Here is a 19,667-nt window from a genome sequence, read left to right as displayed (position 1 = left end):
CTGGGAAAATTTTCCGCAATTTTAACTCCTGTCACCCAGTGTTTCCGGCTCGCCGGCCATCACGGCCTGGACTGTCCGGTCTATCGCCTCCCGTGCGCGAAATATCCTAGAGCGCACGGTTCCCACCGGGCATCCCATAACCTCGGCGATTTCCTCGTAGCTAAGTCCCTCAAGCTCCCTCAGCGTTACCGCTGAGCGCAGATCCTCTGGCAGTGCGCGAATAGCGCGATGCACCGCCGCTTCCAGCTGGTCGCGAAACATCTGGCTCTCAGGTGTCTCGTTATCGCGCAGCAGGTCAGCACCCGAGTAAAACTCGGCATCTTCCAATTCAACATCAGAAGATGGCGGCCGACGACTGCGGGAAACCAGGTGGTTCTTGGCGGTATTGATCGCAATCCGATACATCCATGTATAAAAAGCGCTCTCGCCACGAAAATTGGCAAGAGCACGATAAGCCTTGATAAAAGCCTCTTGGGTTACATCCTGTACTTCACTGTGGTCCTTAATGAACCGACTCACTACAGCAACAATTTTGTGTTGGTACTTGAGCACAAGAAGATCAAAAGCGCGTTTGTCCCCTTTTTGTACCCGTTCCACCAACTCACGGTCACTCGTTGACGCCTGATGCGCTGTCATCCCCAACTCCCATATCCAGCCACACTGCGGGCGCCACAAAACTTGACTGCGGGGCCACCGGCGCAGGCGTTTCTTTTACTGTGTTGATGACAATGACAATAGGACATAAGTTCCACGTCAAATCGACGAATAATCAGGAGGCGCTATACTACGCGACCCTTAAACATAATTGAAATCTATGAATGCCCAGGCAAACTACGACGTTCTCGTAATTGGAAGCGGTGCAGCAGGCCTTACGCTGGCCCTGCATCTCGCCTCCCAGTATCGCGTGGCCCTGCTCTCCAAGCAGAGATTGCAAGATGGCTCCACCTGGTTCGCCCAGGGAGGCATCGCCGCAGTGCTGGATGAGATGGATTCGGTTGAGTCGCATATTGCAGACACATTAGACGCGGGTGCAGGACTCTGCCACCCCGCTTCCGTGCGCTTTACCGTAGAAGAGAGCACCGCTGCAATCCGCTGGCTGATCGATCAGGGAGTGGACTTCACCCGAGAAGAAGAGGGCTACCACCTCACCAAAGAGGGGGGGCACAGCCACCGGCGCATTATCCATAGCGCCGATGCCACCGGCCGAGCGGTGCACAGCACACTGATCACCAAGGTACTGAACAGCCCAAATATCGACTGTTTTGAGCACCATGTCGCCATTGACCTGATTCGCCAGCCCGATCCGCAGAAAGGCCGATTCCGCTGTGCAGGCGCCTACGTGCTTGATAAAAATACCGATGAAGTTGAGCTGGTACAGGCAAAAGCTGTCGTTCTGGCCACCGGTGGTGCCAGCAAAGCCTACCTCTATACCAGTAACCCGGACGGTGCCAGCGGCGATGGGATCGCGATGGCTTGGCGCGCCGGTTGCCGCGTGGCGAATATGGAGTTCAATCAATTCCACCCCACTTGCCTTTATCACCCCAAGGCCAAGGCCTTACTGGTCACAGAGGCTTTGCGCGGCGAAGGGGCGGTGCTCAAACTTCCAGACGGCAGCCGGTTTATGGACCGCTTCGACAAGCGGGGTGAGTTGGCACCAAGGGATATCGTCGCCCGCGCTATCGACCACGAGATGAAGCGACTGGGAGCAGACTGCCTTTACCTGGACATCTCCCATAAAGATCCTCAGTTTGTGCGCGATCACTTCCCAACGGTCTATAGCAACTGCCTTCGCTACGGTATTGATATCACCCGCGAGCCCATTCCGGTAGTACCAGCAGCTCACTATACCTGCGGTGGCATTATGGTCGATCGCCACGGCCGCACCGACCTGGATCAGCTCTACGCAATAGGCGAGACCACCTTTACTGGCCTGCACGGCGCCAACCGGCTCGCCAGCAACTCCCTATTGGAGTGCCTGGTCTATGCGCGCTCTGCAGCACTACATGTTGATGAGCACCTGGGCATGGTGCAAGCGCCCCGCCCCTCACCCGACTGGGATGCCTCACGGGTTACAGACTCAGACGAAGATGTCGTGATCTCCCATAACTGGGACGAACTACGGCGCTTTATGTGGGACTATGTGGGCATCGTGCGCACCCGCAAACGGCTTCTGCGGGCCGAGCACCGGGTTAAACTGCTCCAGAAGGAGATCCGCGAGTTTTATGCCAATTACCGGGTCAGCAGCGACTTGGTGGAGCTGCGCAATCTCTCTCTGGTGTCAGAGCTGATTATCCGCTCAGCCCTGGATCGGCGCGAAAGCCGGGGACTGCACTACTCGCTCGATTACCCGCAACTGCGGGAGCTGGCTATGGACACCATTCTGGTACCGGAGAATTTCGCCGGTCAACGTCAGTTCATTTAGGTGGGCTGGGGTAAGTATTCCCCCAGCCCCATTGCCCTAGCGAGAAAAGCGCAGCGCCACTTGCAGCCTGCGCCAATCCCCAGCCTCCAGCATATCCCTGGCAAGCACCAGCCGCAGGGAGTGCCCGAAAGCATCGCGTCCATTAATCACCACTAGCCAGCGCCACAGTACCAGCTCCCCAACAAATTGAAATTCACGCTTCCCTTGCCCCTCCCGACACCAAAACCACTTGCGTTCCCGAGTCGATAACACCCCTTTCAACGCCCTGACACGGCGCCACTCAATAAGCGTATACACCAGCACTAGCGCACTGAAGAACCAGGATAGAAACAGGGGTAATTCACAGAGCCAGATCAGCAGGACCGCTAAAAAGGCAGCCAGCAATAAAAGCAGCCGTAAAAGAGGGGAAGGCGCAACGACGCAGTTCAAGCGGGCGCTGCGCTCATAGACTTGAAGAGGCGCGTTATTCCTGCAAGCCGGTGTTGTCACGGATAATCTGCACAATGCGCATCAGCTCGGGATCTTCCGGGTCCTGACGGCGCAGGAACCAGGCAAACAAATCCTGATCCTGCTCATCGAGCAGGCGGATATAGCGCTGTTGATCCTCAGGCTCCAGGGTTTCGTAAACATTATCGAGAAACGGCAGCAACACCAGATCCAATTCCAACATGCCTCGGCGGCTAGCCCAAAACAGGCGGTTGCGATCCATACTTCTTTCCAACCAGGTTAAAAGCGCAGTATACCCCCTGCCCCACCAAACTTGAAAAAGACGCTAATACCCTCCCCTCCGACCCCAGAGTCTCCCCCCTGAGATCACCAGTCTCTATTTATGGCGCTGTGACTTGTGGGCCCTTGCAGACACCCCCACCTGGAGACGATCAGGCACTAGCTCTCCCCCGCAAAAAGAACCCTTACAGCACCGCAGACCGACCCGATCAGCACACCGAGACTCCCGTTAAGGGGGTTTACTTCGACTCGTGCCCGAGGCAAATGCCCCCCATGCATGCCTGAAAGTCTATGGGTCCGTATCAATATGTAGCTTGAAGCTCTTCGCGCCCACCACTAAAAAATCAGTAATTACTGCATGAAAGTCCGAATAGTCTATTGAAAATATCGAAACGCATCGACTTACAAAAACAAAGCGCTTGCAGTGAAAAATAAATTTCCTGACGGATGCCACAATGGGATATCAAGCGACACCTGATTCACGTAGAATGAATAACTGAATAAAAAAATTTCAAGTACTTTCGGTACTAATTTGGAAGCGCCCACAACTTTGGCCGCCTGATTTATTTATAACTGACAGGAAGGATAATGCTGGACAGGTTTTATTTAATGGGGACACAGAAATCCGCTGTAAGCTTTTTCTCCAAGACAATGCTACTGACAGCGGCAGTGCTTGGCGCACTGCAATTATATTTTTTCATCGGAGAAACCTCCCAAAGAGATATGCAGGCATTCTGGCTTATCTCAGCGCTGATAGGGGGCTTTGTGTTTATGTTTTGGTTGTTCTTTTTTACGGCTCATCTTATACAGCGGAAAGTCGCACTGTTTCTGTATTTGCCAAATGGGCATAAAATTACCCTGCTATTAAATATGAACACTGAACAATACTTGATTTTTGATGCGGCAACAGTGAGGGGCTTCGATTTTCCCCAGGATACTACGGACCTTGTCTTAAAGTTTGGGGAGGACAACCAAACCGTTATCGACTTGAGACATTTTGCTTACCACCAGCGGCAGGAATTGCAGTCCTTCCTTCAAAAGCTGATTGATTATAATCAGGTACAAGGCTATCGAGAACTGGAAGGGATGAACTTGCAAGGCGGTTTGGCTGGCTGGATGTAATCCAGCCCCCAGAGAAAGACAAAATAATTAAGCGGAAAGAAAAGTGTCAGAACAGTTCATTGAAATTGATGGAAAGGGCCGGTTTATTCGACGTAGCCTGATAGCAGGTTTTGCGTCTCTTTTTTTGATGGGAGCAGCAATATCTGGATTGTTTATGCTCTCAGAGGGAGCAATATCGGTAGGAATTTTTCTAGGTGTATATATACTGGGAGATATGCTTTATAAATACTGGCGGAAGGCATACCTGATACGGGACATGCCCTTTTGCTCCTATGACAGAAGCGGACAGCGTTTGCTTTTCCCAATACTGCTGGAAGAAGAGGAGCAAGAGAAAATACCAAGTGGCCATATGGCCTGGGCAGCGCTGGACTTGACCGGAATAAAGAGCTTTCAGTTCATTGGAAAGCTAGGCGTAGTCGACTATGGAGAAGGGCAAAGTGAGTACCTGATTTTTACAGAAGCCTACACCAAAGCACAACGTAGAAAGCTGGCAAGTTTTTTCGATGATTGCTGACTCACTGCAAATATGAGGTAGAACAGTTCAACCCCCAGGTATCGCATCAAAGTACCGCAAGAGTACCAACACCCGCCACCCTGGGGGGTGCAAATTGCCAGCACTTCATACTTCCACTCTAACACCAATAGAGATCGCCACTTAGGGGTGCTCCCCTGACCCCCGAGTCTCAAGGTCCAACAAACCCCCTCCTGAAACTCCAAACTTGAAATAGGCGTGAAGATCCCCAAATATTGCCCCAATACAAATATAGGTGGCAGGACTATGGACCAGCAACAGTGGCAGGAATTTCTCAGCAATGAAGGCGCCATTTGGGAGGGCGGCAAAGCCCACTTTCCCCTTACCAGTCGCGAAGACCCACAAAGCTTACACCTGCTGGACTTAGGCCCAATCGGAGCTATTTCCATTACCGGACCCGACAGCCAGAAGTTCTTACAGGGGCAGCTCACCTGTGACTTGATCAACCTTCCCGATGAACACAGCACCCTGGGAGCTCACTGCAATCCTAAGGGGCGTATGATCAGTGCTTTTAGTGCACTGAAACTTTCGCAAAGTGAGTTCATCTTCCGGTTGCCAAAGGATTTGGCCCCCATCGCCCAGCAAGCGCTGGCCAAGTACGCCGTCTTTTTCAAAACAGAGCTGCACGACATCAGTGATGAAACCCACTGGTTAGGCCTGCAGGGGCGCGATGTGGCAGAGCGCACCTCCAAACTGCTGGGCTTCGAGCAACCCTCTGTCGGCGAGGTGAAGCTATTTGACTTCGAAGGGGAGCGCTGCATTGCCCAATGTATTACCGACCTGCAGCTAGCCATCCTGGTACCCACCAGCAAGGTCCAGCAACTGTGGCAAAAGCTATCACCAGAGTGTGAAGCTACCGGCTATGACTGTTGGCAAATGCGCCAAATTGAAGCCGGCATCCCCCAGGTGGACGCAGCCACGACAGAGATGTTTATCCCGCAGATGACCAACCTGCACCTGCTCGGTGGCGTGAGCTTTAAAAAAGGCTGCTATACCGGCCAGGAAGTAATTGCCCGTATGCAATTCCGCGGCGCCGCCAAACGTCGCCTTTACCGGGCCAGCTGCGCTTCGGGTGATCTCCCTGAATCGGGCATGGAGATCTTTGGAGATGGAAAGCAAAGTATTGGCAATCTGGTGGAAGCCTGCCATAGCAAAGAAGGCATTCAGCTACTCGCCGTACTCACCATCGCCAAAGTGGCCGCAGGTGAAACCTTACACCTGAAAGATGGCCGCACTTTGGATATCGAGGAACTCCCCTATGATGCAGATGCCGACCCGCTGGCCTAAACAGAAAAATTACTTTTAATCAAAAAGGCGGCTTTTTAGTCGCCTTTTTTGTTTATGAGTTAACAACCAGAAAAAACCTCTGGAAAGCAAAAAGGTTTGCACCACTCAAAACGCAGCTTACTACCGCTACTATATTTATAGATATTCCCCTAGGCGTCAAAATTCCAGCGTAATAAAGCAGTAGAGGGAGGCAATATTGAAAGAGTTAGACCAACTAATTGTCGTTCTTGAATGCTGTATTATTTTGGCAGGCTTTGCTGCAATAGTTGGCACGCTCCAACCCAGAAAAGGCAGAAATCTTGGCAAAGGAAGAATTGTATCCCTCGCGATGATTATTTATATCAGTTTGATCAACGCATTACTGGCTGCCTTCACCCTGACTCTATCCAATTTTGATCTCGCTGATCGCACCCTGTGGTCAGTAAGCAGTTTTGCCATGAGTGTGGCTACGTCGTTTTCTATCGGCTACCTATGGATAAAGAAACGACTCAAATCTGTTTCAATTGTTGCCAAGGTTACCTATTTCCTTCTTTTCGGCATTGCCGGCTCAGTAGTTATTATCAATATCATGAATGCGCTAGGGATCGTTTTCAACAGGGAGTATGGGCCGTATTTTTTATCCTTTGTTTGCAACCTATTTGTCGTCGGTTATGCATTTTCAAGACTGCTTATGCGCCCATTATGGGTAGCTGTTAAAGAAAATGAACTAGGCCGAACCGACAAGGAGAAAACGGCGGCGTCCGGCTGATTTTCAGCTAAAAGTGTGGCACCAACCATTGGACACCTACACCTAACAAAAATTATTAACCATATAGCAAGCGGGTTAAAATAAAGCTAATTGTGAGACGGGAAACAACTTACCAGTTCTCCATTTCACTCATATACTGTTATCAACTTTCCTATTTAACCTTTCTGCTTGGGACAATAGCGGAAGATGGAAAAACTGTCGGTACAAATCGATCAATTGCTTGTCATTATTGAAATATCCATAGTGCTGGCAGGATTTGCGGCAATGGTTGCCACTTTTCAGTCAAGGAGAATAGAGAGTATCTCTAGGGGTCATGTGGTGTCCCTGGCCATGATTGTCTATATCAGCCTATTCAGCGCACTGCTCGCCGCCTTTTCTTTGGCACTTTTGAACTTCCGTATCGATGCTGGCTATGTTTGGTCTACAAGCAGCTCCTTGATGGGAATAGCCACCACAGGCTTTATTGTCTATCTGTGGAAAAAAAGACACTTCAAATTTGTGTCTATTGTAATGAAAGTTACCTACTATGGGCTTTTCAGTATCGCTACATCGGTAGTTATCGTCAGCACCCTCAACGCTACTGGCATATTTTTCGAAAGAGAGTTTGGCCCTTATTTTTTAGCCTATATCTGTAACTTGTTTTTTGTCGGCTTTGCGTTTGCCCGGCTATTAATGCGACCTCTTTGGAAGGCCGTTGAAACCAAAAAGAGGCACCCTGTGAAGGGTCGCTAATCCAAAACAGAGAAGATTATTGAGCAATTAATATATCACCACTCAACTGGAAATACTTTCTGATTTACTCAAGCCCTATATCCACAGTCAATTCCAGCACGACTTTAGCGCCATTTTTTTACGCTCAAATGATTTTTACCTATAAATACTAATTTTCTCTATTTACAATCCGGGAGAGCTGAAAACTCTTCTTTTTTTGACTCGTACCACTTCTGCATCAATTCAGGATTCTTCATCAGTTCCTGCATTTTCTTCATGGCCAGTAAGTGCTGGGCATCATTTTTACGATACATCTCGATTCCGTGCATCTTACTGAGTTCCGCCACCTCTTCAAAACTATCCCCGTGAAACTCCAAATCGCAGGCACCCCCCAACTCCTTACAAGTCATCATTTTCATAGCAATATCACCTTAGATTTCATAAGTTACATTTTATCTGACAGATAAATAACTTCAAAAGAGCCAAAAATAGATAATAGCTCTAATTGGCTTTCAAGCCTCGATAGATTTCCATCCCAAAACACTGCCGAAGCAGAGAGTAGACGCATATAACCACTGAAAAATAGAAAAATTTTTTATCTAAAAGCCAAGAGAAGGATAACAGGAATAGAATTTTTGGCGCTCTGGATAAATACAAACCCGGATAGATAATACCTATCCGGGTCAAGCCACTAAATCTCCACAGCAATCCGCTTCAATTGACCAGCCTCTGGCAAAGCCCACTCAATTGGCTTTTCTCCACGCTGTTGCAACCAGTGATTGGCCTGGGAAAAAGGACGGGTTCCAAAGAAACCCCGGTGCGCAGATAGAGGGGAGGGGTGTGGAGCACGCAACACTAAATGCTTATTGCGGTCGATAAAGCCTCCCTTCTTTTGCGCATAGCTCCCCCAAAGAACAAAGACTAACCCTTCACGCTGTTCCGCTAGCTTGTGAATCGCCGCATCCGTAAATTGCTCCCAACCCTGCCCTTGGTGGGCGCCGGCCTTGCTGTCCTCAACAGTAAGGGTGGCATTTAGCAAAAGCACGCCCTGCTCTGCCCATGGTTGCAGGCAACCGTGGTGTGCAGGAGGAATACCCATATCGGAGTGCAACTCTTTAAAAATATTTTGCAGCGATGGGGGAATGCGTACTCCGGGCATCACAGAAAAACACAGGCCATGGGCTTGGCCAACGCCATGGTATGGGTCCTGACCCAGGATAACGACTTTTACCTGATCAAAAGGTGTGGAGTTAAAGGCATTAAAGATCTGGCCACCAACTGGGTAGATCTTCTTGCCGGCAGCCTTCTCCCCCTTTAAAAACTGACGCAATTGGGTCATATAGGGTTGGTCAAACTCCCCGCCCAAAACATCGTACCAAGAGGGGTGGATCTTTATTTTGTCCGGAACCGGCATTCTTAAACCTTCAATATCTTTTTAACATAGTGTTGTAACTCGGGCACAACTTCCTCCTCAAACCAGGGCCTGCGACGCAACCACAGGGTGTTGCGCGGGCTTGGATGCGGCAAGGGAAAGTATCCCGCTGGCAGTGCATCGCGGTAATGTCGAACATTCTCGGTAATACTGCCATACCAGTGCGGGAGGTAATGGCGCTGGGCGTATTGTCCCACCAACAGCGACAGTTGCAAGTTGGGTAATTGTGCCATTAGGCGCTGATGCCAGGTGGCGGCACACTCGGGTCGCGGCGGCAGGTCACCGCCCTTGCCGCGCCCAGGGTAACAGAAGCCCATGGGAATAATGGCAATCTGGGACTCGTCGTAAAAGGTGTCCCGGTCAATCGCCAGCCAATCTCGCAGGCGATCTCCTGAGGGATCATTCCAGGGAATACTGGTCGCGTGGACCTTGGTGCCCGGGGCTTGGCCGACGATCAGTAAGCGTGCAGATACTGCAGCCCTCAAGACTGGGTTCGGCCCCAGAGGAAGCTGTTCTTCACAGAGGCGACAAGCCCGTATTTCCTCTAGCAGTGCCGGTAACTTCTCAACTACCACCTATTTTACGCCCCTATTGTTTACCGTCGGGGAAAGCCAAATGTAACAACCGCGCGCGGCGATCCTGGGGATCACGGGCACGACTGATATTATTGTTATTGAAAACCACAAATACCCCCTGGTTATTTACAGCAACTCCAGACCCCATTCCCCCCAACCGAGACACTTCATAGGCGTGCTCCGGGGATTCTTCAATCTCACGGTAAACCAAGCACCATTCAGCTTGCAAGCTCGGCAGAGCTCTTCTACATACCGCATATGCGTTGCTTTCAAGAGTAAAAAGAGCGCCGTCATGATAATCAAGTCCTCTCAGATTCTCCGGGTGGTCTCCAAAATCCAGCCCCACTACAGAAGGCAAGGAGAAAACTTGAAACTCTCCTTTATTTCCCACCTTTAACAATCCCCTGGGTTCCCGCTCTAAAGCTACCCACAAGTCATCGCCAACCTCAACTATTCCCTCCCCGCCATTGTTGAATCCCAGCGAATAACCCAGGTGTTCTATTGCTGATGACCACTTGTTATTAATCCAGCGTGAACTCCCATCTGTGTCCACTTCTGCTATTCGATTGTGACGTTCACTCAATAAAAATGTACCGTCGTCTCTACAACATATTCCACCAAAACGCATTGCGGATTTAGGCCGCAATAAATCCATAACAAAGTGAGAAACATTATCAGCTACTCCCCTTTTGGGCGGAGGCAGGCCGCTAACTTTTAGGTATTTTTCTAATGTCGCACTCTGACCGTGCAAATTGATTCTATATATTTTTTCCGATTCTTTAGGAGATATCGTTATTAATTGGCCACAAAAACTCAAACCAGATAGACCTACACCCGAGCTATTATCTATCCAGTAATCAGCAATATCTTTGGCCAAAAAAATCTCAGCAGCCATTCCCACGGATGCTAAAAATATGAAATTAATTGTGAGGAAAACTGTCTTGATCATTACATTCCCCATTAAACACAACCCAACTATTCGAACCCCAATAATAGAAAGTCTCTATTGGTATTTAGTCAGGTTGATCTGGTAGAGCCAGATGTAATAAGAGTGCTCTGCGATCCTGAGGGTCGTGAATACGGCTGATATTATCATTGTCAAACACAATAAAAACGCCCCGCTCTCCAATAGCCAAACCATCTCCCTTGCCACCGGTCCGCGATACCTCGTAGCCGAGTTCAGAGGAGTTTTCATGTTCCCAGTAATCCAGACACCACTCAGCTTTCAAGCTGGGTAATTCCCTGCGGCAAACTGCATAGGCATTCGGTTCCAGGGTCCACAAAGCCCCATCATAGTAATAGAGGCCTGCCATATTTTCCGACTCATCACGAAAATCCAGCCCTTTTACTGGCGGCGGTGTAAAAATCTGCACGCTCCCTTTGGGGCCAAGTTTTACCAAGGCGCGTGGGTCGCGCTCTATGGCCATCCAAAAATCATCGCCCACTTTCTGTAATCCCACACCGGAGAGATTGTATCCCTGCATATAGCCTTGTGCTTTAGCCGTGTTCGACCACATATTCTCCAACCAATACCCCTTCCCTTCCTTATTTATTTCGGCTATGCGGTTATAGCGTTCACTCAACAAATAGAACTTGTCATCGGCACAGGTGATGGCTTCAAAATCCATCGCTGCGGCTGGGCGAGTAAGATCCAGTAGGAAATGCCATAAATTAGTAGGCCTATCTTTTTTCGGAACCCGGAGCCCAGCCAGCTTGATATAAGGCTCCAAGGTTGCACTCCTATCTCCTAATACTATCTGGTAGATCTCCCTGGATTGCTTATCCGACACCGTAACCATTTTTCCATCGCAAAAACTCAGTCCAGATATGCTTAACCCGGCACTATCATCCACCCAGTAATGAGCTATTTTTTTGGCGGGAATAATTTCAGCTGCCAGCCCCATGGATGACAAGAGCGCACATACGATAGTTAAAAAAATACGCTTAATCACGATCCTTCCAATTTATCGCCAAAGTGATTTAAGAACCGGGAGATTCCCTGCGGCCAACAGACACTACCAAGCTGTAAGGTCCCAATAGCTATTGGTACACAGCATAGTTACCCCAATTGCTCTAAACAATTTTAGCGCTAGTGACTAGAAGATATTTTAAAAATGGAGGGAGTTGTTGAGCGGGAGAGAACTAAAAGGATGGGATTAGCGCCGACTCCCGGAAAGTACGGCGCCAGACAGAGTCAATTATTGCTGCCTACTGGCCTCATCTGGCATTGCCAGATGCAACAACAGCGCGCGCTTGTCGTCAGGCGCCAGGGCACGGCCGATACTATTGTTGTCGAGGATAACGAAAATACCCTGCTCTCCAACTGCCAGCCCCTCGCCCTTTCCATAGCGGGTTTCTTCATAAACCCGCTCGGGAGATTCTTCAAGGGCGCGATAATCCAGGCACCACTCGGCTTCCAGGCTAGGAAGTGCCCTGCGGCACACGGCGTGGGCGTTGCGCTCCAAGGTAAAGAGTGCGCCGTTGTGGTAATCCAATCCCGCCAAGTCCTCTGAACGGCCAGCAAAGTCCAGGCCATCTACTTGAGGCAGAGTCAGTGTGCTGGCCTCGCCATCTGCATTAAGCCTCAACAAACCACGGGGTTCGCGCTCCATGGCCACCCAGAAAGTATCGTCGGCTTTCACCAACCCCTCGCTGGAAGCATTGGTCTTCTTTAGAAACCCCTGGGACCTGGCTAATGCCGACCAGCTATGCTCCTGCCAGCGTACATTTCCCTCGATATCTACGATGGCAATACGGTTGTAATGCTCACTGACCAGATAAACCTGGCCATCGCTACAGGTAACACCTTCAAAGTCCAGATCTTCTGCCGGGCGGAACAACTCCTTGAAGCCTTCCCAAGCGCTGACAGGCTCATCCTGCTCCGGTATCCCAAGGCCGATTAAGCGAAGATGTGATACCAGGTCGGCACTGTCATCGCGAAGTTCAAGCGTGTAGATCTCTTCAGAATTCTTATCGGAGACTGCCAGCAGATCTCCAGAACAAAAACTTAAGCCGGAAATATCCAGGCCTGCACTACTATCAACCCAATAGCTGGCCAGCAACCTAGCCGGGGTAATTTCTGCGGCTATCGCCAGTGGCGACAACAGCACGGATAGAACACTGAAGAGAGTACGCTTGATCACTACAAAACCAATTAATCGCGGAAGTTATTAAACTGCAATGGCTGTTCCAGCTCTTTACCGCGTAACAAGGCGATCACCTGCTGCAAGTCATCGCGCTTCTTGCCAGTAACACGCACCTGCTCACCCTGAATGGCAGCCTGCACCTTGAGCTTTTCATCTTTGATCAGCTTAACAATCTTTTTTGACAGTTCTTTGTCAAGGCCATTTTTCAGGGTCACGTCCAATTTGACCTGCTTGCCGGACTGCTCTTTATCACCTACATCCATCGCCAGTGGATCGATATCGCATTTGATCAGTGCGCCGCGCAGCATATCCACCATCTGGTCTACCTGCATGTCCACTTCAGCGCGAACTACCAGGGAGAACTCACTCATCTCCACTTCCGCATCCACACCTTTAAAGTCGAAGCGGTTGGTAATAGTGCGATTCACCTGATCCACAGCATTGGTGAGTTGGTGCTTATCCACTTCAGATACAATGTCAAAAGAAGGCATTAAGTTGTCTGCTCCTATTTCCAGGTTTCCGGAGTAATCTCCGCGTTGTTGTCACTATCAGCCAGCCAGATATGGCCATCCTGAATGGTTGCACTCAGGTCCATATTGCGCTCAGCCATAGCCGCCAATTGCTCAGTGGCATCAGCGGCTAAATGGTAGACGGTAAGGTTATCAAAGCGCTCCAATTGGCTGGCCTGTTTCTGCCACCAGATTGGTGCTGCACGGCGCCCGTAACTGTATACGATAACGCGCTTCGAGCGGTTGCAGGCTTTGCGAATTCGTTCCTCAGTGGGCAACCCCACTTCGATCCAGAGATCGATTTCCCCGCTCAGGTTTTTTTGCCAGAGATCTGCTTCCTCATCGGAGGACAATCCCCGGGTAAACTCCAGCGTTTCCGCCGCATTGTGCGCAAAAGCCAGTAGGCGCACCATCATACGCTCATCTGTTTCCGAAGGATGTCGCGCCAAAGTGAGCGGATGTTCGGCGTAATAATCCCTGTCCATATCGGATATCTGGACTTTGGCCTTAAATATTGTTGCTTTTAGCGCCATTTTGGCTCCATGGTGATGCCTTCTCCAGCGCCGGGAGTCAGGCGGACTATTCTTGATGGGTTCACGTGAGAATAAGGATATTCCGCATGACCTCTGCGCTCCCCAGCGGCTGGCCCTTATGGCAGAGCTCACTGCTACTGCTGCTGGCAACCACCCTCAGCGGCTGTGGTGTCAACAATATCCCAACCTATGACGAGCAGGTTAAAGCCACCTGGGCCCAGGTTCAAAACCAATACCAGCGCCGTGCCGATCTGGTTCCCAATCTGGTGCAAACCGTAAAAGCTTACGCATCCCACGAACGGGAAACCCTACAAGCCGTCACTGAGGCCAGGGCCAAAGTCAGCTCTCTCCAGGTTGACGGCAACCTTCTCAATGACCCAGCCAAGCTGCAACAGTTCGAAGCAGCACAAGGCCAGTTAACCAGCGCGCTATCCCGCCTTATGTTGGTGGTAGAACGATACCCCGACCTCAAAGCCAACCAGAACTTCCTCACACTGCAATCTCAGTTAGAGGGCACCGAAAACCGCATCAGTGTCGCGCGCCGGGATTATATCCAGGCTGTAGAGCGCTACAACCGCGAGATTCGCACTTTTCCAGGAAGAATCTGGCATGCCGTGCTCTACAGGGATATGCCGCTTCGAGAAACTTTCGAAGCCACCAGTGAAGATGCCGACAAGGCACCTGAGGTCAACTTCCAATAGACAGGCGCCATCGACCCCAAAATGAACCGCCCCAGTCTTACCATAACCACCCTGATCGCTCTGGTCTGTGCCTTAGCAGCCTGGGCCGATGTACAGTTTCCAGCGCTGTCCGGCCGGGTAGTAGATCAGGGAGAGTTGTTAAAGGCCGATGAGAGATACCAACTTACTGAGTTGATACAGCAGTATGAGCGCGACAGCGACAATCAGCTGGTTGTCACCACCATCCCCGAGCTTCAGGGCATCACTATAGAGGAGTATGCCAACCAACTGGCACGCAAGTGGAAGCTAGGAAAGAAAGACAAAGACAATGGAGTGCTTTTCCTGATTGCGCCCAATGATAGAAAGGTCCGTATCGAAGTCGGCTACGGCCTGGAAGGAGCCCTAACCGATGCATTGGCGGCAAATATTATCCAAACCAAAGTACTGCCAGAGTTTCGCAATGGCGATTTTAGCGGCGGAATCAATGCAGGGGTTCGATCAATTATCGCCGCGACGAAAAATGAATATGTCGCTGAACCCGTAGAAACCAAAGAGGGACGCCGAATTGCTGTACTGGTCGGCCTGTTCCTTCTGCTGGTCATGCTACACCTCTTCGGCAGTGCCGCACTGGGTTCACCTGTACAGAGCCGTATTTTTAAGCGGGGGCGCTACGGCGGCTACTATGGTGGAGGCGGATTTGGCGGAGGTCTATCCGGCGGCAGCTCTGGGGGCGGGTTTAGCGGGGGCGGCGGAGGTTTTGGCGGAGGGGGCGCATCGGGAGGATGGTAATGCTTACCAATACTTATCAGCGCCAGGTAGCAGAGGCGATCAAGGAAGTAGAGTCTCGCACCGACGCTGAAGTCATGGCTGTGGTCGCCAAGGAAGCGGACAACTACCTTTATATCTCTACCCTATGGGCCGCATTCCTAACACTGTTAGTCTCCCCTCTGATCGAATTCCTGCCGTTCTGGATCAACCTCCAACAGGCGGTGACGCTTCAGTGGATTTTATTTATTGTCCTGGCAGTAATATTCCGCTGGCGCCCCATCACCATGCGCCTGGTACCAAAGAAAATAAAATTCTGGCGAGCTTCAAACTTAGCCCGCAGGCAATTTCTGGAGCAGGATTTACACGCAACCAAGGATCGACTCGGGCTACTGATATTTGTTTCAGAAGCCGAACACTATGTGGAAATACTGGCCGACAGAGGCATTGCCCAACACATCACCAATGACAACTGGCAGAGAGTAGTGGAAAATTTTGTGCAACAAATCAAGCGGGGAAAAGCAGGAGAGGCATTACTGGTATGTATTGAGCAATGCGGAGATCTACTTCACGAAGCGATACCCACCAGCACCATTAAAGATGAACTACCGAATCATCTAGTCGTCATCAATTAAATCCCCGTATCCCCCAAAACTGGCAACACCAACTTATTCAAGTTTCAAAACGAAACTCCACGCCATACCAATCTACCCTCCTATTGTGACTTGAATCATCAACTAAGCTGCCTAAAGGCATAAAACCCATAAGTAAACTCTATACAAGAAGATGATTACGACTAAAACCCTATCGCAGCTTTTCAGTATTACTCTTCTGTTACTGGTATCTGGATTCAGTGCCGCTCTCTGGTCTCAAGAACTACAAAAGAAAAATACGACTTCGGCAATCGGGGACGGTTACTTCCCGGGCACTCGTATAGTCTCCCCTCGCCCAAAGCAAGCCACCACCTACTTCCTGCCGGCATTGGGTAACAGCGATAAATTAACATTTCATGTCGAGCATCAGTGCAGCAACCACATTGGCGATCTCGTCGCTCTCAGGGTGGAATGGGCCATCAATAACCGGCAAGTGTATTTTCTGACTTGGGACCCCAGCAGTACCAAGCCGGAGTCCGAAAAGTTACCAGCTGCCCCTACTGAGGTTGTATTCGTACCTACTATTTATGGCGGAAAAGTAATTTATACAAAGCTGTTTGGGAAAATTTACGGGGAAGTCAATGCAACCTTCGGTACTGATCTTGAATCACCAGACTAAATTAATATCCCTTCAAAAATGAACAAGGTGCAACTGATAAAATCTGCTCAACCAACACATGACTCCCGAAACGAAATTTTATTTATCATTCAACAAAATACTTATCAGCCTGGCCCTGATATTATTCATCTGTGCATTATCAACAACCAGCAAGGCTGATCTCATCAGCTTAAGTGGCGCTGAGACCGCCAACAATATTGCGGAGATTGATATACAAAAAAATCTCCTAAACATTAGATTCGAGATATCAGCAAGCGATGCCAAACTATTTTGGCCAGAAATTGAAGATACACCAGATATTTATCGACTGGCACAATCAGCAAAAATCCAGAAATCTTTCGACTTTCAAGTACTCTCTGGAAATAAGAGCATTAAGCCCAAACTCATCTCAATTCGAGTAGCCCAGAGAAAACCTAGAGTTTCTCCTTTTGCTGGGCAAACCGATCCCCGCACCGGCATAAAAATGTCGGATTTCCCAGCAGATAAAAAGATTCTTTTAACTCAGCTGAAATATCCAATCGGTGGACTTTCAGACCTGCAACTAAAACCACCCATCGGTAGTGATAAGCTGGCATCCGTGACAATTGGCTTTACCAGTCGCCACGGGCAAACACCTATCAGCGGCTTTCACTACCTATCCCAACCTGAGCCACTCATTATCGACTGGAAAGACCCATGGAATACACATTTTAAGAACACCGACATTAGTCGGCATAATCGCTACCCTCTAATGTCTTTCCTCTACGTAGAGCCCCGCCAGATACGCCATGAGATACTCGTGCGCACCAAGGACTTACTGGAGTGGACCAATCACCCTTTTGATGCCTGGCAACCATTAACACCAGAAAGTAAGGCCTTCCTGCACCACACAGTACGCAGCTATCTAAATAATAAAAATCCAACTTCTATTGATCAGTCGCCCTCACAGCCAAATAGCATTGAGACTGTTTTTCTTCGCGCAAATAATAGCGGGTACTCACAGATTTCAGAGAATGACACTATTGAAATGGGCTCAGTGATGATTGGCTACCGGGAAAAATTTTCCATCGATGCACTGCCCCAGAGTGTTACCGTAGACTGGAATATATTCACCGATACGATCAACTCCATTCCCACCCTTATTCAGGACCCCACAGGCCCATTCCCCACCCATGTAATTCCCTCATTTCCTGATATTCAGTGGCACAACTACCTATACGATTACCGACCTCCAAATAGCGATCCACTCGTAATAGAAACCCCTAGCCTGGCGGTCCCTATGGCTATCCTATTTTCATTTCTTATTATTACGATAATTGTATTGACACTATCCACCAAACACTCACTTTTAGGCCGCAAGGGTTCAACTATTATCTATACCGCCATAATAATTTCAGCTGGCGCTTTGTACCTCAATCTTCCAGAAGAATACCGGGTAAACCTCCCAGGAACCGCTAAAAAACGGGACTTGGGCCAAGTAACAGAACAGCTACTGTTAAAAGTTGCAGCCGCATTTAAAGAGCCTCTACCGATCAATCTGGAATTAAAGCTAAAAAACCTGATTACCAAGGAAGGATTCGAAAGTACCTATTCAAATCTGGCACAAATTTATCGCCCCCAAACAACGAGTGGTGGCTTGGGATCAATCAGTACTATTACAAATCTTAAAGTCGAGTACTCCAGCCAAATTAACCTGAATGGCAATAAAGGGTTCCGATTGATTACAAGTTGGCAGGCGGTAGTAGAGGACCGAAGCTGGGGACACTTTGAACAAAGACCGCAAGAAACCCGGGCCAATATCGCAATTATCCAGTCTGATAACCACTGGAAAATCTCTGGATTTACGCCCCTATCCGTACGGTAAGAACAAAAGTAGAGAAATAGTTTGAGCCATGAAAAACAGCACACTCAAGTTGCCCGCAATGATCGTTCTATACCTCCTCATATCCAGCCTCAGCGGGCAAGCACAAGCGCACTTTCTTCTTAACTTCAATGTACGGATTTTCCATATCGAGCACACAGCCAGTGGTGCCAACCTATATATGAGAGTGCCTATGCCCTATTTACTGGCAGATAAAGCAGGAAAGGGTCGCGACCCCTATACTGGCAAACTCCCGCAACCCGCGCCCTATATCAAAAACTCATTGGATCAAGGCGACTTGGTCCATTATGTGGATTTCCAGCAGCTGGAGCTAGCGCCTCTAGGACTCGGTAATATTGCAGAGAGCGCCACTTTTCTCCGCCGTACTGACAAGCAAATAAAAGGCGATGTAAAAGCCGTGCGCTTGTATCGGATAGGGAATGAACCAGGTTTTGCAACGCTGGATGAGGCACAGCAGGCATTTATGCAGCAATACTTACCTGAAGATACCAATCAAAAGTTGTATGTGGGCGACACCTTGGTTGATATTCAGATCTACTACCCTCTGGAAGCTCCCCTTGGAGAATACCAACTATCCAGCTCTCTTAACCCAGGCCTCCCCAACCAGGAAGACACCGCCAACCTGGTACTGGATTACAACCCAGGTAGGACCCAGGTATTTCGCTCACGCGGTCTTATGCAAAAGCCACTACTGATTACCCACTCCTCAATAGACGCTGTGAAGACTTTTCTGGCGGAGGGCATCGCCCATATCCTGAAGGGGCTGGACCACGTGTTGTTTGTACTCTGCCTAAGCCTCGGTGCACTCAGCCTACCGCTACTCTTGTGGCGCGCTACCGGCTTTACCATCGGTCACAGTATCACCCTCTCAGCCGGATTCTTTGGCTTTGTTCCCACAGTCAGCTGGTTCGTACCAATGGTAGAAACCGGTATCGCCCTATCCATAATCTATATGGCCTGGATATCACTACACAGGGAAGACACTAAGATCACAGGCAGCGAAAGTACAATTTTTATCGGCACCTGCATGCTCGGCCTACTCCATGGCCTGGGTTTTTCATTTGTATTACATGAAATACTCCAAGTTGACTCCCCGAATATCTGGCAAAGCCTCTTGGCCTTCAACCTGGGAATAGAAGCCGGGCAAGTACTCATAATTCTTGCCATATGGCCCCTTACCTATTTGGCCAGTCGATGGAAAAAGGAGTGGGAAATCCGGATACGTTATTCTGTTGCTGGACTCTGTAGCGCAATTGCTTTTATATGGACATTAGATGGAGGATATGAGCTTGTTTCGGCAATTTTCTAAACAGGAGAATGAGTTTTCTCTCTGGTTATTACAGCCG

Annotated in this window: 23 protein-coding genes; 12 read left to right on the top strand and 11 right to left on the bottom strand. The window is 49.4% G+C overall.

Annotation, left to right across the window (positions count from 1 at the left end; translation table 11 throughout):
- Nucleotides 1-21 precede the first annotated feature (21 nt).
- Nucleotides 22-636: an RNA polymerase sigma factor RpoE gene (rpoE, locus tag ACJJIQ_RS03675; protein ID WP_108733945.1), complete on the bottom strand. Its 615-nt coding sequence runs from the start codon at nt 634-636 to the stop codon at nt 22-24.
- A 178-nt stretch (nt 637-814) separates the two neighbouring features.
- Here rpoE and nadB point away from each other — a divergent pair, with 178 nt between their 5' ends.
- On the top strand, nt 815-2,422 hold the full coding sequence (gene nadB, locus ACJJIQ_RS03670; RefSeq protein ID WP_445363743.1) for an L-aspartate oxidase: 1,608 nt from the start codon (nt 815-817) through the stop codon (nt 2,420-2,422).
- Between the two features lie 36 nt (nt 2,423-2,458).
- On the opposite strand, the gene ACJJIQ_RS03665 is transcribed toward nadB, so the two are convergent.
- Nucleotides 2,459-2,911, bottom strand: a complete 453-nt coding sequence (locus ACJJIQ_RS03665) for a protein YgfX (protein WP_445363742.1) — start codon at nt 2,909-2,911, stop codon at nt 2,459-2,461.
- Entirely contained in the window at nt 2,886-3,131 is a 246-nt protein-coding gene (locus tag ACJJIQ_RS03660) for an FAD assembly factor SdhE (protein WP_445363741.1), read from the bottom strand. Before ACJJIQ_RS03660 ends, ACJJIQ_RS03665 begins: the two co-directional genes overlap by 26 nt.
- A gap of 686 nt (nt 3,132-3,817) precedes the next feature.
- On the opposite strand from ACJJIQ_RS03660, the gene ACJJIQ_RS03655 reads away from it, so the two are divergent.
- The 5 genes from ACJJIQ_RS03655 to ACJJIQ_RS03635 all read left to right on the top strand — a co-directional run bounded on the left by ACJJIQ_RS03655 (nt 3,818) and on the right by ACJJIQ_RS03635 (nt 7,569).
- Entirely contained in the window at nt 3,818-4,270 is a 453-nt protein-coding gene (locus ACJJIQ_RS03655; RefSeq protein WP_445363740.1) for a hypothetical protein, read from the top strand.
- Between the two features lie 43 nt (nt 4,271-4,313).
- Nucleotides 4,314-4,784, top strand: a complete 471-nt coding sequence (locus ACJJIQ_RS03650; protein WP_445363739.1) for a hypothetical protein — start codon at nt 4,314-4,316, stop codon at nt 4,782-4,784.
- A gap of 264 nt (nt 4,785-5,048) precedes the next feature.
- Entirely contained in the window at nt 5,049-6,089 is a 1,041-nt protein-coding gene (gene ygfZ, locus ACJJIQ_RS03645; protein ID WP_445363738.1) for a CAF17-like 4Fe-4S cluster assembly/insertion protein YgfZ, read from the top strand.
- 196 nt (nt 6,090-6,285) lie between these two features.
- Nucleotides 6,286-6,837, top strand: coding sequence for a hypothetical protein (locus ACJJIQ_RS03640; RefSeq protein ID WP_282931950.1), 552 nt, complete (start codon nt 6,286-6,288; stop codon nt 6,835-6,837).
- Nucleotides 6,838-7,023: 186 nt separating this feature from the next.
- On the top strand, nt 7,024-7,569 hold the full coding sequence (locus ACJJIQ_RS03635) for a hypothetical protein (RefSeq protein ID WP_445363737.1): 546 nt from the start codon (nt 7,024-7,026) through the stop codon (nt 7,567-7,569).
- 158 nt (nt 7,570-7,727) lie between these two features.
- Here the strand turns inward: ACJJIQ_RS03635 and ACJJIQ_RS03630 are convergent, their stop codons facing one another.
- From ACJJIQ_RS03630 to ACJJIQ_RS03595, 8 genes are all read right to left on the bottom strand, one after another.
- Nucleotides 7,728-7,967, bottom strand: a complete 240-nt coding sequence (locus ACJJIQ_RS03630) for a DUF1059 domain-containing protein (RefSeq protein ID WP_445363736.1) — start codon at nt 7,965-7,967, stop codon at nt 7,728-7,730.
- A gap of 272 nt (nt 7,968-8,239) precedes the next feature.
- On the bottom strand, nt 8,240-8,962 hold the full coding sequence (ung, locus tag ACJJIQ_RS03625) for a uracil-DNA glycosylase (RefSeq protein ID WP_445363735.1): 723 nt from the start codon (nt 8,960-8,962) through the stop codon (nt 8,240-8,242).
- A 2-nt stretch (nt 8,963-8,964) separates the two neighbouring features.
- Entirely contained in the window at nt 8,965-9,555 is a 591-nt protein-coding gene (locus ACJJIQ_RS03620; RefSeq protein ID WP_445363734.1) for a uracil-DNA glycosylase family protein, read from the bottom strand.
- 13 nt (nt 9,556-9,568) lie between these two features.
- Nucleotides 9,569-10,504, bottom strand: coding sequence for a YjiK family protein (locus ACJJIQ_RS03615; RefSeq protein ID WP_445363733.1), 936 nt, complete (start codon nt 10,502-10,504; stop codon nt 9,569-9,571).
- 64 nt (nt 10,505-10,568) lie between these two features.
- Nucleotides 10,569-11,507, bottom strand: a complete 939-nt coding sequence (locus ACJJIQ_RS03610) for a hypothetical protein (protein WP_445363732.1) — start codon at nt 11,505-11,507, stop codon at nt 10,569-10,571.
- Between the two features lie 246 nt (nt 11,508-11,753).
- Nucleotides 11,754-12,698, bottom strand: coding sequence for an SdiA-regulated domain-containing protein (locus ACJJIQ_RS03605; protein ID WP_445363731.1), 945 nt, complete (start codon nt 12,696-12,698; stop codon nt 11,754-11,756).
- An 11-nt stretch (nt 12,699-12,709) separates the two neighbouring features.
- Entirely contained in the window at nt 12,710-13,192 is a 483-nt protein-coding gene (locus ACJJIQ_RS03600; RefSeq protein WP_108733959.1) for a YajQ family cyclic di-GMP-binding protein, read from the bottom strand.
- Between the two features lie 14 nt (nt 13,193-13,206).
- Entirely contained in the window at nt 13,207-13,743 is a 537-nt protein-coding gene (locus ACJJIQ_RS03595) for a YaeQ family protein (protein WP_282931942.1), read from the bottom strand.
- A gap of 86 nt (nt 13,744-13,829) precedes the next feature.
- Here ACJJIQ_RS03595 and ACJJIQ_RS03590 point away from each other — a divergent pair, with 86 nt between their 5' ends.
- The 6 genes from ACJJIQ_RS03590 to ACJJIQ_RS03565 all read left to right on the top strand — a co-directional run bounded on the left by ACJJIQ_RS03590 (nt 13,830) and on the right by ACJJIQ_RS03565 (nt 19,630).
- Nucleotides 13,830-14,444, top strand: a complete 615-nt coding sequence (locus ACJJIQ_RS03590; protein WP_445363730.1) for a LemA family protein — start codon at nt 13,830-13,832, stop codon at nt 14,442-14,444.
- 21 nt (nt 14,445-14,465) lie between these two features.
- The gene (locus ACJJIQ_RS03585; RefSeq protein WP_445363729.1) at nt 14,466-15,212 is read left to right on the top strand and encodes a TPM domain-containing protein; all 747 of its coding nucleotides are present in this window, start codon (nt 14,466-14,468) and stop codon (nt 15,210-15,212) included.
- Entirely contained in the window at nt 15,212-15,823 is a 612-nt protein-coding gene (locus ACJJIQ_RS03580) for a TPM domain-containing protein (RefSeq protein ID WP_445363728.1), read from the top strand. The genes ACJJIQ_RS03585 and ACJJIQ_RS03580 overlap by 1 nt, the downstream gene beginning before the upstream one ends.
- A 151-nt stretch (nt 15,824-15,974) precedes the next feature.
- Nucleotides 15,975-16,460 (top strand): hypothetical protein, encoded by a 486-nt coding sequence (locus tag ACJJIQ_RS03575; protein ID WP_445363727.1) that lies wholly within the window; start codon nt 15,975-15,977, stop codon nt 16,458-16,460.
- A gap of 58 nt (nt 16,461-16,518) precedes the next feature.
- Nucleotides 16,519-18,303 (top strand): hypothetical protein, encoded by a 1,785-nt coding sequence (locus ACJJIQ_RS03570; RefSeq protein ID WP_445363726.1) that lies wholly within the window; start codon nt 16,519-16,521, stop codon nt 18,301-18,303.
- Between the two features lie 28 nt (nt 18,304-18,331).
- A complete protein-coding gene (locus tag ACJJIQ_RS03565) occupies nt 18,332-19,630 on the top strand; it encodes a HupE/UreJ family protein (RefSeq protein ID WP_445363725.1) in 1,299 nt (432 codons plus the stop codon).
- Nucleotides 19,631-19,667 lie beyond the last annotated feature (37 nt).

The sequence above is a fragment of the Microbulbifer maximicatervae (SeqCode) genome (genome assembly GCF_052468295.1).
The sequence above is the reverse complement of the archived record's forward strand: the minus strand, read 5'-3'. Positions and strand labels throughout refer to the sequence as shown.